The organism is Streptomyces phaeoluteigriseus (genome assembly GCF_001896135.2).
Lineage (GTDB): Bacteria > Actinomycetota > Actinomycetes > Streptomycetales > Streptomycetaceae > Streptomyces > Streptomyces phaeoluteigriseus.
Map to the genome: position 1 here is coordinate 332,269 of NZ_MPOH02000005.1, position 12,812 is coordinate 345,080.

Consider the following 12,812-nt stretch of genomic DNA (forward strand, 5'->3'; position numbering starts at 1 on the left):
AGGTGACCGGGGCGCCGTGGGCGGCGCGGTGCTTGACGGGGCGTCGGCGGCGGGGGCCGCGACGGTCCGGCCGGGGGTCGCCGCCGGCGTCGGGGGCGCAGCCCCATCAGCAGGCAGAGAAGGACGCCCGTGGCGACCAGCGCCGCGATCGCCGTGGTCCACAGTCCGCGCGTGCTCGTGCGCGTGCGCCGGCGGTGGTTCGCGGCGTGCCTCGTAACCTTCATGTCCGTCCGTTCGGAAGAGCGGGTCGACTTCACGCCACCCGGTCGCCACCCGACGCGAAAAGGTTGCCGCCCGACGCGAAAGGGCTGCCGCCCGTCGCGGAAGGGCTGCCGCCGTCTGCTCCCGCGCCTTCCCCCAGCTCTCCGCCGCCGTGGCATGCCTCACCCCGCTGTTCGGGGGTACACGCCAATCTGTCGCGGCAGGATCCACGAAAGGGGTCAAGATGGACGGGTCGTCGCTGCGGGCTGTCGGATGGGCGCGCACTCTGGCCATGGACAGTTCGGTGAAAGCAGCCCGCGACTGGGCCCGGGAACACCTCGACGCCCTGGGCTGGAACACCGAGGCCCCGGAGACGGCGGACGCCGTTCTGCTGGCGGTCTCCGAGCTGGTCACGAATGCCCACCGCCACGCGCGCAGCAACGCCCAACTGGTCATGTTGTGGGACAGCCGCTGTCTGCACATCGCGGTGCATGACCACTCGGGCGAGCTGCCCGCTCCCCGGCAGCCCAGCACCGACCGCGTCGGAGGGCGGGGCATGCTCCTGGTCGACGCGCTGGCCGACAGTTGGGAGGCGCATCCCTGCCCGCACGGGAAGACGGTCACGGCGTGTTTCAGCCCGCCCACGGCGGACGTCGGGCGCGGCTGAACGCGCGGGTGTCGGCCCTCGTCGAGAAGCGGACGCTACCGAGCGGGCAGCGCCTCGCGCAGCGCCTTGCCGGTGAGCGTCGCGTCGTAGCCCTCGGGGACTCCCGGGACCAGGATGATGTCGCCCTCGATGTGCCGGGCGCGCAGAGGCGCGATCTCCTGGTAGGCGGCGGACGCCCACCAGGCCCGTGCCTCCGCGATCGAGGGGAAACCGATCACCACGACGTGACCGGGCCAGGCGCCCTCCATCACCTCGTGCTGCGCGCCGTGCACCAGGAAGCGTCCGCCGTACGGCTCGAAGGTCGCGGTGATGCGCTCGATGTACTCGGCGACCTCCGCGTGCGGTGCCGCTTCCTGCAAGTGGGCGATGGCGTAGGCGGACATGGTGTCCTTCCGTTCGGTTCGGCTTCTCGACACCCACGATCCTGCGCCGTGGACGGCCCGCGGTCGATTACCCGGGAGGTAAGCGGGGCGGCGGCACCTGGGGACGCTCAGCCGCGCAGCCAGGCCGCGGTGTCGGTGGGGAGTCTGCCGTCGGTGTCCAGGGGGCCGCTGGTGAGGAGGACGGTCTCGTGGTCCGGCAGGGCGGCCGGGGTGCGGGCGAGGTTGACCACGCAGACCAGACCGGGTGCGCGGCGCAGGGCGAGGACGCCGTCGGGGGCGGGCAGCCACTCCAACGGGCCGTCGCCCAGGCCTGGTTCCGAGCGGCGCAATCGGAGCGCGGTGCGGTAGAGGGTGAGCATCGAGGCGGGGTCGGCGGCCTGGCGGTCGGCGGCGTACGCGGACCAGCCGTCGGGTTGCGGCAGCCAGGGTTCGGTGCCCGAGCCGAAGCCGGCGTACGGGGCGTCGGCATTCCACGGCAGGGGGACGCGGCAGCCGTCGCGGCCGGGGTCGGTGCCGCCGGAGCGGAAGTGCATGGGGTCCTGGATGCGGTCGCGCGGGATGTCCGCCTCGGGCAGGCCCAGTTCCTCGCCCTGGTAGAGGTAGACGGAGCCGGGCAGGGCGAGGGTGAGGAGAGCCGCGGCACGGGCCCGGCGGGTGCCCAGTTCCAGGTCGGTCGGGGTGCCGAAGGCCTTGGTGGCGAAGTCGAAACCGGTTTCCGCACGGCCGTAGCGCGTGACCGTGCGCGTCACGTCGTGGTTGCACAGCACCCAGGTGGCGGGGGCCCCGACGGGAGCGTGCTCGGCGAGGGTGTCGTCGATGGCCCCACGCAGCCGGTCCGGATCCCAAGGGCAGGTGAGGAAGGTGAAGTTGAACGCGGTGTGCAGTTCGTCGGGGCGCAGGTAGCGGGCGAAGCGCTCGGAGTCCGGCAGCCAGACCTCGCCGACGAAGACGGCGCCGTAGGCGTCGGCGACGCGCCGCCAGGAGCGGTAGATCTCGTGGAGTTCGTCGCGGTCGACGTAGGGGTGGGGGTCGCGGCCCTCGACGAAGTCGGGCAGGGCGGGGTCCTTTGCGGGCAGGGCGGCCGAGTCGATGCGGACGCCCGCGACGCCGCGCTCGAACCAGAACCGCAGCACGCTCTCGTGTTCCTCGCGGACGACCGGGTGGGCCCAGTTGAGGTCGGGTTGCTGAGGGGTGAACAGGTGCAGGTACCACTCGCCGTCCTCGACCCGGGTCCAGGTGGGGCCGGCGAACTGTGACGGCCAGTCGTTGGGCGGCAGTTCGCCGTGGTCGCCGCGTCCGGGGCGGAAGTGGAACAGCTTGCGTTCGGGGCTGCCCGGTCCGGCGGCGAGCGCGGCCCGGAACCAGGGGTGCTGGTCGGAGACGTGGTTGGGCACGATGTCGACGATGGTGCGGATGCCGAGGGCGCGGGCTTCGGCGATCAGTTTCTCCGCCTCGTCGAGGGTGCCGAAGGCGGGGTCGATGGTGCGGTAGTCGGCGACGTCGTAGCCGCCGTCGGCGAGCGGCGAGAGGTACCAGGGGGTGAACCAGACGGCGTCGACACCGAGTTCGGCGAGGTAGGGCAGCTTCGCCCGGACACCCGCCAGGTCTCCGGTGCCGTCGCCGTCGCCGTCGGCGAAACTGCGGGGGTACACCTGGTAGATGGCGGCGTCACGCCACCAGTCTTCCCGGGTGCCGGGGGTTGTGTCGTGATGAGGGGCTGCCACGTGACGGTCCTTTCGGGGCAGGGTTGGTGCTCCGCCGCCGCCTCGGACAGCGGGGCGTCGAGGACGGAGGCGGCGGCGGAGGATCGGGAAGGGGCGACGGGGCGCACCAGGAGGTCCGGCGGGGCCGGTGCCGAGGGGGAAGGGGTGCGTCAGCCCTTGAGGCCGCCCGCGGTCAGCCCGCTCATGATGTTGCGCTGGAAGAGGAGGAACAGCAGCAGGGTGGGCAGGGACGCGATGGTGAGGGACGCGATCAGCACGTTCTCGGGGACGCTGGTGGCGAGCGAGTAGATGCCCACGGCGAGGGTCTGGCCGGTGGGATCGGGCAGCACCAGCATCGGCCAGAGGAAGTCCTTCCAGACGCCGACGACGGCGAAGATGGACACCACGCCGAGGATGGGCCGCGAGATCGGCAGGACGACGGACCACAGGACGCGCAGCGGGCCGGCGCCGTCCATGGAGGCCGCGTCGAGGAGTTCCCTGGGGATGGAGTCGAAGAAGCGCTTCAGCAGGAAGATGGCGAAGGCGTTGGTGACCGAGGGCAGCCAGATCACCCAGGGCGAGTTGAGCAGGTTGCGCTGGATGATCGGCATGTCCAGCACGGTCAGGTACTGGGGTACCACGAGGACGGTCGCCGGGATCATCAGGGTGACGAGCATCATCCCGAGGATGGCCTTGCCGAGGACGGGCCGCAGTTTGGACAGCGAGTAGGCGGCGGCGACGTCCAGGACGAGTTGGAAGGCGAGCGCTCCGAAGGCGTAGTACAGGGTGTTGAGGAGCAGCCGGGCGAGGTCCATCACCTCCCAGGCCCGCCGGTAGTTCTCCGGGTGGACGGAGCCGGGCACCCAGGTCGGCGGGGTCTGGACGGCTTCCTGGGTGGTTTTGAGGCCGCTGGAGACCATCCAGTACAGGGGGCCGAGGAAAGTGAGCGTGAACAGGGCGACGACGAGCGCGAAGGCGAGCCAGTAGACGATTCTGCCGCGCGGGCGGCCAGTCGTGCGGGTGGGATGAGGGTGCGTGTGGACATGTGCGTGTCTCCCCCGGTCCTACTCGTCCGCGGCGCGGCTCAGCCTGGTGTACACGGCCGAGAAGCCGGCCAGCAGTACGAGCAGGAGCAGACCGAGCGCCGCCGCGGCACCGTAGTTGTTGAAGTTGAAGGCGTACTGGTAGATCAGGTAGACGACCGTGGTGGTGGAGCCCTCGGGACCGGCGCCGCCGGTGAGCAGGAAGGGTTCGATGAAGACCTGCATGGTGGCGATGACCTGCATGAGGAGCATCAGCAGCAGGACGAGCCTGGTCTGCGGGATCGTCACGTGCCACACCTTGCGCACCAGGCCCGCCCCGTCGAGTTCGGCGGCCTCGTACAGCTCGCCGGGGACGCTCTGGAGTGCGGCCAGGTAGATGAGGGTCGCGCCGCCCATGTTCATCCAGGTGGAGGCGACGACGACGGAGAGCATCGCCGTGTCGGGGTCCTGGAGCCACTGCCTGGCGGGGAGGCCGAAGACGCCGAGGACCTCGTTGAACATGCCGTACCCGGGGTCGTACAGGTACTTGAACAGCAGCACGGACGCGGTGGGCGGGAGCATCACGGGCAGGTAGACCAGCAGCCGCAGATAGCCCTGGCCGTGCCGGAACTCGTTGATGACGAGGGCGGTGAGGAAGGGCACGGCGAAGCCCAGGACGAGCGCGAGGACGGTGAACCACAGGGTGTTGCGCCAGGCCTGTCCGAAGGCGGGGTCGTTCCAGACCGTGACGAAGTTGTCCCAGCCGACCCAGCTGACGTGTCCGTTCTCGGTCTTCTGGAAGGCGAGCAGGAACTCGCGGACGATCGGGTACCAGGAGAAGAAGGCGAAGCAGAGGACCGCTCCGATGAGGAAGCCGTGGGCGGTGAGGTTGCGGCGTACTGCCTTGGCGAGGCCCGCGTCCGGGTGCCGTACGGCGCCGGCGCGGGGCCGGCGGTCCTTGGCCGCCGGGTCCTGCGCGAGGGTGGGGGCCGACATGGGGCGCTCCTTGACGTGCTGCGGTGCCGCCGGACGCGAGGTCCGGGCACGTGACGTGGGCGGTCGGGCCCGCCCTCGCGTGAGGGGCGGGCGCGGGGCGCGCTCGCGCGGGGTCCGTGAAGGTGTTGGTGATGATCGACATGGCCGCGCCGCCAGGGGGGCGCACGCCGCCGCGCCCTGGCCCGCAGGCGGCACTCCCCCAGCCCTGCCACCGGGCGGGGCCCGGCGTCCGCGCGCCCGGCCCACCGCCACCCGATGCCCCAAATGCCCTGCTCCCGAATCGGACCTATCGTGCTCATATGGAGCACGCACTCAGCCCCGCGACCCTCTCCGAACTGCGCCGCCCGCGCCCCTATCCCGCGGTGTCCGTGCTGACGCCGACGCACCGCCGTGAACCCGACAACAGCCAGGACCGGGTCCGGTTGCGCAATGTCGTGGCCGAGGCCAAGAAGCAGCTGGAGGCCGATCCGGCGGTCACCCGGGAGCGGCGCGCGGACGTGGCGGAACAGCTCGACCGGGCGCTCGCGGAGATCGACCTCACGTACACCGAGGACGGCCTTGTGATCTTCGCCGCACCGGGCGAGCACCAGGTGTGGTCGCTGGCCCGCCCGGTCCCGGAGCGCGTCGTCCTCTCCGACACCTTCCTGACCCGCAACCTCGTCTCGGCACAGGCCTCCGAGCGGCCGTTCTGGGTGCTGTCGGTCTCCGCCGACCGCGTCACGCTGTGGAACGGGGGCGCCGACCGGGTCACCGAGGAGCACTCCCACGGCTTCCCGCTGACCAGGAGCCGGGAGAACTTCGACGCCGAGCGCATGGAACGCGTCGGCGACCTGCCGAGCACCTTCCGCGACGAGGGCACCCGCCACTTCCTGCGCGACGCCGACACCGCCATGGGCCGGCTGCTGCGCGAGGCCCCGCGGCCGCTCTACGTCACCGGCGAGACGGCGGCACTGTCCCTCCTGGACGAGATGGGCGGGGTCACCCGGGACGCGGTGCACGTCCCGCACGGCGGCCTCACCCACGCCACCCCGGACGCCGTGTGGCAGGCGGTACGGCCGCTGCACGACGCCGAGGCCCGCCGGGACACCGCCGCCGTGGCCCGCGAGCTGGACTCCGCCCGCGGCCACCGCACCTTCGCGGCCGGGGTCGACGAGCTGTGGCAGAACGCCCGCGAGGGCCGCGTCCGCCTGCTCGCCGTGGAGGAGAACTACCGCATCACGGTCCGCGACGACGGCGAGCACCTGATCCCGGCCGAGAGCACCGACCTCGACTCCCGCGACGACATCGTGGACGAGATCGTCGAACAGTGCCTGGAGACGGGCGCCGAGGTCCGCTTCGTCCCCGACGGCACCCTGACCGACGCCGAGGGCATCGCGGGAGTCCTGCGCTACTGAACCCTGTCACCCGGTCGGCGTACGCTGAGCATGATCGTCGGCCTGGAGGGAGCGCGTGCGTGGGTGAGCTGCTGGGCGTGGCCGTACTGGGCGCGGGACACATGGGCGCCGACCACGTACGGCGTCTGGACCGGGTGGTGAGCGGGGCCAGGGTCGCCGCCGTGGCCGATCCCGACGCCGCCCGTGCGAAGGCGGCCGTCGCCGGTGTCGAGGGGGCCTCGGTGCACACCGGGGCCGAGGCCGCGCTGGACGCGCCCGGCGTGGAGGCCGTGCTGATCGCCTCGCCCGGGCCCGCGCACGAGGAGGCGCTGCTCGCGGCCTTCGCCCGCGGCCTTCCGGTGCTGTGCGAGAAACCCATGGTGCCGGACTCGGCCGGGGCACTGCGGGTGCTGGAGGCGGAGGCCCGGCTCGGCCGGCGGCTCGTCCAGGTCGGGTTCATGCGGCGCTACGACGCCGAGTACCGCAGGCTCAAGGCGCTGCTGGAGGACGGACGCCTCGGACAGCCCCTGATGCTGCACTGCACCCACCGCAACGTCTCCTCGCCGCCCGGCTTCACCAGCGCCATGCTGATCGACAGCTCGGTGTCGCACGAGATCGACGCGGCCCGCTGGCTGCTCGGCCAGGAACTCACCGCGGTCACCGTGCTGCGGCCACGCCCCTCGTCCGGCGCCCCGCGGGGCCTGGCGGACCCCCAGTTCGTGGTCTTCGAGACCGCCGGCGGGGCCCTGGTCGACGTGGAGGTCTTCGTCAACAGCGGCTTCGGCTACCAGGTGCGCTGCGAGGTCGTGTGCGAGGCGGGCAGCGCGCGCATCGGCGGCGACCACGGCATGCTCGTGACCGCGCGCGGCTCGGCCGCCGCGGACGTTCCCCAGGACTACCTCGTCCGGTTCGCCGACGCCTACGACCGCGAGGTGCAGGCCTGGGTCGACGCAACCCGGCGGGGCCGGGTCACCGGCCCGACCGCCTGGGACGGCTACGCGGCCTCCGTCGTCGCCGAGGCCGGGGTGCGGGCGCTGGAGGACGGCACGCGCGTGGCCGTCGACCTCGCTCCGCGCCCGGCCCTGTACGGCTGACGCCGGGACCGGCCTCACACGTTGCCGAGCAGCGCGTGCAGGCTTTCGTCGACGGCCGCGCCGACGTCCTCCTGGCCCGCGGCGACCACGGCGTAGCTGCGCAGCAGGAAGCGGTCCAGCGCGGCGGTGTCGAACTGGAGCAGGGCCAGCCCGAACGGCGAGTGGAACTCCACGACCGTACGGAACCTGCCGCATGGCCAGATGTGCACGTCACCGCCGCCGGCCGGCCCGCGCAACCCCTCCGCCAGCAGCGCGCGGCCGAACGTCCAGGTGACCGCCTCGCCCTGGAGGGAGACCTCCTGCGGGAAGTCGAGGTGCACGGCGAGCGGGTCGGCGGCGGTGTAACGGAGCGTCGCGGGCACGGGCAGCTCCCGCTCCTCGGCGGTGATGAGCCGGGCGCGGGCGGGCTGTTCGACGGTGACGTGGGTGCGATCCATGGGCAGTCTCCGCAGCGGTGAGAGGTCGGCCGTTTCCGGTGTGGTGCTTGTAGGACCTCGCGGGGGCCGTTCGCATTACGCGAAAGCCGGATGAATTATTGTGACGTGCGTCACGATGGGGCCGTCCACCATCGTCCGACACCGGTCCACCGCCGACCTGCCGCCGATTCCCGGCAACGCCAGGGAACACATGACCGTCGAACACGCGGATGAGTGTCCCGAAGCACCTTCCGGAAATCCCTCAAGTCACGTACTCCGCCTACGACTTACCCCCTGTGTCGAAGTACGTCATCGGCACCCCGGGAACCGTCCGTGAAGACTGTGGCATATGCCGAACGCATCACCGGATCGTGTGTTGCCAAACCTCTTACACCGCGTCGCGGGCTGTGCCACAGTCGTAGCGGCCCCTTCGTCAGTCAGTCCGGCCGTCCCGTCCCCGCATCGGAGTGCGTCATGCCGTCCCCTCTCTCTGCGGACCACCCAGCCGCCCAGCCGCCAGGACGCGGCCAGGTCGACTCGCTGATCACGCAGACGCGACGGCTCAAGGGCGAAGTGGACGCCGTACGACGGGACGCGCAGGACGACGCCACGGACCCCCGGGGACGCTGGCAGCGCGCGCTGTGCGATCTGGCACTGCACCAACTCGACGACCTCGACGCCCACTTGGCGCAACTGCGGGACGGCCCACCGGCGCCACCGCCGCCGCCACAGCCCCTGCCCCTGCCCCTGCCCCCGGGGGAGTCGCCGCTCAGCCGGGTCGGCAGCGCGGAGTGGAACCTGCTGACGGACGAGGCCTTCTGGTCCCCGGAGTTGTACGGGATCGTCGGCCGCGACCCGGCCACTGCCCCGCTCACCCTCGACGAACCTCCCCTCCCTCCTCCACGACGAGACCGCCCGCGCCTCACCGCCATGGTCACCGGCTGTCTCATCGACGCCAAGCCCATCGACGGCGAGTTCCGGGTCGTGCGGCCCGACGACGAGGTCCGGACCGTGCACATGATGGGCGAGCCCGTGCTCGACGCCGACGGCAGCACCACCTCGATGTGGGCCGTGCTGCGGGACGTCAGCGAACTGCGCCGCAGCCAGCGCGCGGTGCGCGAGACCCGTGACTCGCTGCACCCCCGACGGCACCCGGCACAGCCCGAGCACCGGATCGCGGCCGAGCCGCGGGACGCCGAGCCACCGACCTGGCCCGGCCCCCTGCGGCTCCCGCACCACCCCTCCGGCACACTCGACGTGGCCGCCCGGCACCTTCCCGCCCCGACGGGATCACCGATCGGCGGCTCCTGGTACGACAGCGTCGAACTGCCCGGCGGCGACACGCTGCTGGGCGTCGGCGGCCTCACCGCACACAGCCCGGACGTCACCTCCACCCTCGCGATGACGCTCGGCGCCCTGCGCGGCATGGCGATGTCCGGCGCCGGACCGGCCCAACTTCTGTCCTGGCTCGACCAGTTACTGGACGCCGGCGACGCGCCGACGCTGTGCTCCACCCTCTGCTGCCGCTACCGGCCCGCCACCCGCACACTGGCGTGGGCGCAGGCCGGACACCCCGCCCCACTGCTGTTCCGCGACGGGACGGGGCGTCGGCTGGACGCACCGGACGGCGTCCTCCTCGGGAGCACCTCGGGGACCGCCCACGGGCAGGCCGAGGCGACCCTGGAGGAGGGCGACCTGCTCCTGCTGCACACCGACGGGCTGGTCCCCGCCGCCGGCCCGGACACCGCGGACCGGCTCCTGGACCTGGCCCCGCGCCTGGTCGGCCGGGCCACCGCACAGGACTGCGCACGGCTGATCGTGGAGGAGTTCGGGGACGGCGACCGCGAGGACGACGCCTGCATGCTCGTCGCCCGGGTCACCCGGTGACCGACGGACCGGAAGCCACCGACCGGTCTACGCCTGCGCGGTGTTGCCCCTTCCCCCCTTCGGCTTCGGCAGCGCCTGCCGGATCTCCTCGCGCAGCTCGCTGATCCGCGGGTAGCTCGCGTACTCCGCGGTGAGCCGGTACATCTCGCGCAGCCTGTCCCAGGTACGGCGGGAGGAGTTCGACCCCATCGACATCAGGGCCAGCCGCGCGTACCGGTCGGCCTGTTCGGGGTCGTCCGCGATGAAACAGGCGGAAGCCATGGACAGATGGTCGAAGATCTTCGACCGCTCCCGTCCGTCGACCCGCAGGGCGAGGGCCTTCTCCGCGTAGTACTGGGCGTGCACGGCCGCCCCCCGATCGAACTCGGCGAGCGTGCGGTAGGCCAGGGCCTGCATACCGTACAGATCCTCGTCCCGGAAGGTCTGCATCCAGGACGGCGTCTCCGCGTCGATCCGGCCGGAGACGAACAGGTCCTCCGCCTGCCCCAGGGTGCGGCGCATGGCCTGTCCCTTGCCCATCGACGCCTGCGCCCAGGCCTCGATGGTGTGGAACATCGCCCGCGTCCGCGGCAGCACCGCGTCGCCGGAGCCGGACTGGGCGAGCTTCATCAGGTCCAGGGCCTCGTCGGGCCGGCCGAGGTGCACCATCTGACGGGCCGCCCTGGACAGGGCCTCCCCCGCCCGGGGCCGGTCACCGCCCTCCCGCGCGGCATGGGCGGCGATCACGAAGTACTTCTGGGCCGTGGGCTCCAGGCCGACGTCGTGCGACATCCAGCCCGCGAGGACGGCGAGGTTGGCGGCGACGCCCCACAGGCGCCGCTGGAGGTGGGCCGGGTGACGGTAGGCGAGGATGCCGCCCACCTCGTTGAGCTGGCCCACCACGGCCTTGCGCTGGAGCCCGCCGCCACGGGCGGCGTCCCAGGCTCGGAACACCTCCACCGAGCGCTCCAGTTCGTCGACCTCCTCCGTACCGATGGGGGCGGCCTCGTAACGGTCGAACCCGGCGGAGTCGGCGTGCAGGAGGGGTTGGTCGACGACGGGTGCGTCGGCGGAGAGGATGGGGTCGGTGTGCAGCCAGTCGTGCATGGCGCTGCTGAGTGCTGATCCCGCGGCGAGCGCGGCACCCGCGCCCACCAAGCCGCGTCGGTTGAGCATGAGGTCCATTCCCGTGAATTCGGTGAGGACCGCGGCAGTCCGCTCGGGCGCCCACGGCACGCCGTCGGGATGCTGCGCACCCCCGTCGCGTGGCCGTTTCCCCGCACGCCCGTGCCGGACCAGACCGAGGTCCTCCATGGTCACGACACGGCCGAGACGCTCGGTGAACAGAGCCGCCAGCACCCGCGGCACGGGATCGCGCGGGATCTCTCCCATGTCGATCCACCGCCGCACCCGGGAGGTGTCGGTCGACAGCTGGGGGTGGCCCATGGCCGCCGCCTGCCGGTTGACCAGCCTCGCGAGTTCCCCTTTGGACCAGCCGGCCAGGCCGAACAGGTCCGCCAGGCGGGTGTTGGGTTGTCCGCTCACGTAAGCCCCCAGGTTCTCGGCTGAGTTGACAGTAGCCCCGTGCAAGTTGCCGGGCGACTATTCGCCAGGGTTCGCCAGGGTGCGCCAGATGGTGTGCCACTGGGCCACAGGTGTCAGGTAGGAATGCGCCACCCCGACCCGGTCGCCGAGGGACATTCCCCAGGGTGCACCCGGGGGACCGGGCCGGGGCAGCGCATTGACGTCGCAGGCACACGAAGGGATCTGTTTCTCCCATGTACGCAGCATCGTCCTCCGTGTCCGCCCCGCCCCGGTCGCTGCACTCCCGCCCGGGCGGCGGCGGCCCCTACCTCGACCCCGCCCGGCCGGCACCTCCCGTGCTCGGCGCGGGCCGCGGCGCCCGGCGCCCCGCGGGGCCCGGCACACAGCCCGTCAGCGGGAGACTCGATCTGTCAGGCCCTCAGGGCGCCCAACTACGCACGGCGATCGCGTCGGTGCACCGGATCTGCCCGGAGTTCGCCCCCGTGCAGGTACTGCGCCGCAGCGGCCGGTCCGTGCTCCTGGTCGGTACGACCGGACGCAGCACAGCGGTCGCCAAGTGTTTACTGGACCACTCCCCCGTGTGGGCCGAGCGGATCCGGCACGAAATAGCGGCATACCGCACGTTCGTCCGGCACCGCCCCCCCGTGCGGGCGCCGAGGCTGATCGCGGCGGACCCGGACAACTGCACCCTCGTCATCGAACGGATGCCGGGACGCGTGGCGGCCCTCCAGCGGCATCCCGCGGACGCCCCGCCCCGCGCGGACATCCGGGCGGCGCTCACCGCCATCTGCCGGCTCAACGCGTGGCGGCCGACGTCAGGCACCTTCGACGCCCCGCTGGACTACGCGGCGCGGATCTCCCGCTACCACGAGCTGGGGCTGCTCACCGACCGGGATCTGGGCGACCTCCAGAAGCTGCTGCACGGCATCGCGGCGACCGCGGGCCGGCAGGGCATGGGCCAGTTCTGCCACGGCGACGCCCTCCTGTCCAACATGCTCCTGTCACCGGCCGGTCCAGTGCTGGTGGACTGGGAGCACGCGGGCTGGTACCTGCCGGGCTACGACCTGGCGACGCTGTGGTCGGTCCTCGGTGAGGCGCCGACGGCCCGCCGTCAGATCAGCCAGATCGCCCAGTCGGCGGGCCCGGCCTCGCGTGACGCCTTCCTGATCAACCTGATGCTGGTGCTGACCCGGGAGATCCGTACCTACGAGACGGCCGTGCAGCGTTCGATGCACGACTCGACACCCACGGCTCCGGGGCCGGCACACCCGGGTGCCGCGCCGACCGGCGAGGAGCAGCGGCTGCTGCTGCGACGACTGCACGACGACTGCCAGATGGCCCGCCGGGCCGTCCGGGCGGCGGTCGGCACCCGCTGATCGGTGTTCGTCGATCAGTACCTGCCGAAGGGAGGAAGGTCCGCGGTGCGCCAGAGCGGCGGCGCACCGCGGACCTTCGCACGTCCGGGTCCGCCACGAACTCGCCCGACCCCGGTTGACATGGGAAATCGCCCCCTGGTGCGCATGATTGACGGATCGTCGGCAAGCCG

At 72.2% G+C, this 12,812-nt stretch carries 10 protein-coding genes and 1 pseudogene; 5 read left to right on the top strand and 6 right to left on the bottom strand.

The annotated features are described in order from the left end of the window. Positions 1 to 445: 445 nt before the first annotated feature. On the top strand, positions 446 to 868 hold the full coding sequence (locus BM536_RS04715; RefSeq protein WP_073500100.1) for an ATP-binding protein: 423 nt from the start codon (positions 446 to 448) through the stop codon (positions 866 to 868). 35 nt (positions 869 to 903) lie between these two features. On the opposite strand, the gene BM536_RS04720 is transcribed toward BM536_RS04715, so the two are convergent. The 4 genes and pseudogenes from BM536_RS04720 to BM536_RS04735 all read right to left on the bottom strand — a co-directional run bounded on the left by BM536_RS04720 (position 904) and on the right by BM536_RS04735 (position 4,972). Next, positions 904 to 1,251, bottom strand: coding sequence for a DUF1330 domain-containing protein (locus tag BM536_RS04720; protein ID WP_073500102.1), 348 nt, complete (start codon positions 1,249 to 1,251; stop codon positions 904 to 906). Positions 1,252 to 1,358: 107 nt separating this feature from the next. After that, positions 1,359 to 2,975, bottom strand: coding sequence for a glycoside hydrolase family 13 protein (locus tag BM536_RS04725; RefSeq protein WP_073500104.1), 1,617 nt, complete (start codon positions 2,973 to 2,975; stop codon positions 1,359 to 1,361). Between the two features lie 149 nt (positions 2,976 to 3,124). Continuing rightward, positions 3,125 to 3,999 (bottom strand): annotated as a pseudogene (locus tag BM536_RS04730) (carbohydrate ABC transporter permease). 19 nt (positions 4,000 to 4,018) lie between these two features. After that, positions 4,019 to 4,972 carry a carbohydrate ABC transporter permease gene (locus tag BM536_RS04735; RefSeq protein ID WP_073500186.1) on the bottom strand — a complete coding sequence of 318 codons (954 nt, stop codon included), beginning with the start codon at positions 4,970 to 4,972 and terminating at the stop codon, positions 4,019 to 4,021. 299 nt (positions 4,973 to 5,271) lie between these two features. Here BM536_RS04735 and BM536_RS04740 point away from each other — a divergent pair, with 299 nt between their 5' ends. Then, complete coding sequence (locus BM536_RS04740) at positions 5,272 to 6,366, top strand: baeRF3 domain-containing protein (protein WP_094102561.1); 1,095 nt, start codon at positions 5,272 to 5,274, stop codon at positions 6,364 to 6,366. Positions 6,367 to 6,425: 59 nt separating this feature from the next. Next, entirely contained in the window at positions 6,426 to 7,439 is a 1,014-nt protein-coding gene (locus BM536_RS04745; protein ID WP_073493389.1) for a Gfo/Idh/MocA family protein, read from the top strand. Positions 7,440 to 7,453: 14 nt separating this feature from the next. Here BM536_RS04745 and BM536_RS04750 read toward each other — a convergent pair whose 3' ends face one another. After that, positions 7,454 to 7,876: an SsgA family sporulation/cell division regulator gene (locus BM536_RS04750; RefSeq protein WP_073493387.1), complete on the bottom strand. Its 423-nt coding sequence runs from the start codon at positions 7,874 to 7,876 to the stop codon at positions 7,454 to 7,456. 453 nt (positions 7,877 to 8,329) lie between these two features. Between BM536_RS04750 and BM536_RS04755 the strand changes: the two genes are divergently transcribed. Continuing rightward, positions 8,330 to 9,742: a PP2C family protein-serine/threonine phosphatase gene (locus tag BM536_RS04755; RefSeq protein ID WP_094102562.1), complete on the top strand. Its 1,413-nt coding sequence runs from the start codon at positions 8,330 to 8,332 to the stop codon at positions 9,740 to 9,742. A 27-nt stretch (positions 9,743 to 9,769) separates the two neighbouring features. Here BM536_RS04755 and BM536_RS04760 read toward each other — a convergent pair whose 3' ends face one another. Beyond that, positions 9,770 to 11,266, bottom strand: a complete 1,497-nt coding sequence (locus BM536_RS04760; protein WP_073493385.1) for a DNA-binding protein NsdB — start codon at positions 11,264 to 11,266, stop codon at positions 9,770 to 9,772. 233 nt (positions 11,267 to 11,499) lie between these two features. Between BM536_RS04760 and BM536_RS04765 the strand changes: the two genes are divergently transcribed. Then, positions 11,500 to 12,642 (top strand): aminoglycoside phosphotransferase family protein, encoded by a 1,143-nt coding sequence (locus tag BM536_RS04765; protein ID WP_073493383.1) that lies wholly within the window; start codon positions 11,500 to 11,502, stop codon positions 12,640 to 12,642. Positions 12,643 to 12,812: the final 170 nt, after the last annotated feature.

Excerpts from the sequence above, each read along its gene's own strand:
- BM536_RS04715 (WP_073500100.1), top strand. The coding sequence starts at position 446 with ATGGACGGGTCGTCGCTGCGGGCTGTCGGATGGGCGCGCACTCTGGCC.
- BM536_RS04720 (WP_073500102.1), bottom strand. The coding sequence starts at position 1,251 with ATGTCCGCCTACGCCATCGCCCACTTGCAGGAAGCGGCACCGCACGCG.
- BM536_RS04735 (WP_073500186.1), bottom strand. The coding sequence starts at position 4,972 with ATGTCGGCCCCCACCCTCGCGCAGGACCCGGCGGCCAAGGACCGCCGG.
- BM536_RS04740 (WP_094102561.1), top strand. The coding sequence starts at position 5,272 with ATGGAGCACGCACTCAGCCCCGCGACCCTCTCCGAACTGCGCCGCCCG.
- BM536_RS04750 (WP_073493387.1), bottom strand. The coding sequence starts at position 7,876 with ATGGATCGCACCCACGTCACCGTCGAACAGCCCGCCCGCGCCCGGCTC.
- BM536_RS04755 (WP_094102562.1), top strand. The coding sequence starts at position 8,330 with ATGCCGTCCCCTCTCTCTGCGGACCACCCAGCCGCCCAGCCGCCAGGA.
- BM536_RS04765 (WP_073493383.1), top strand. The coding sequence starts at position 11,500 with ATGTACGCAGCATCGTCCTCCGTGTCCGCCCCGCCCCGGTCGCTGCAC.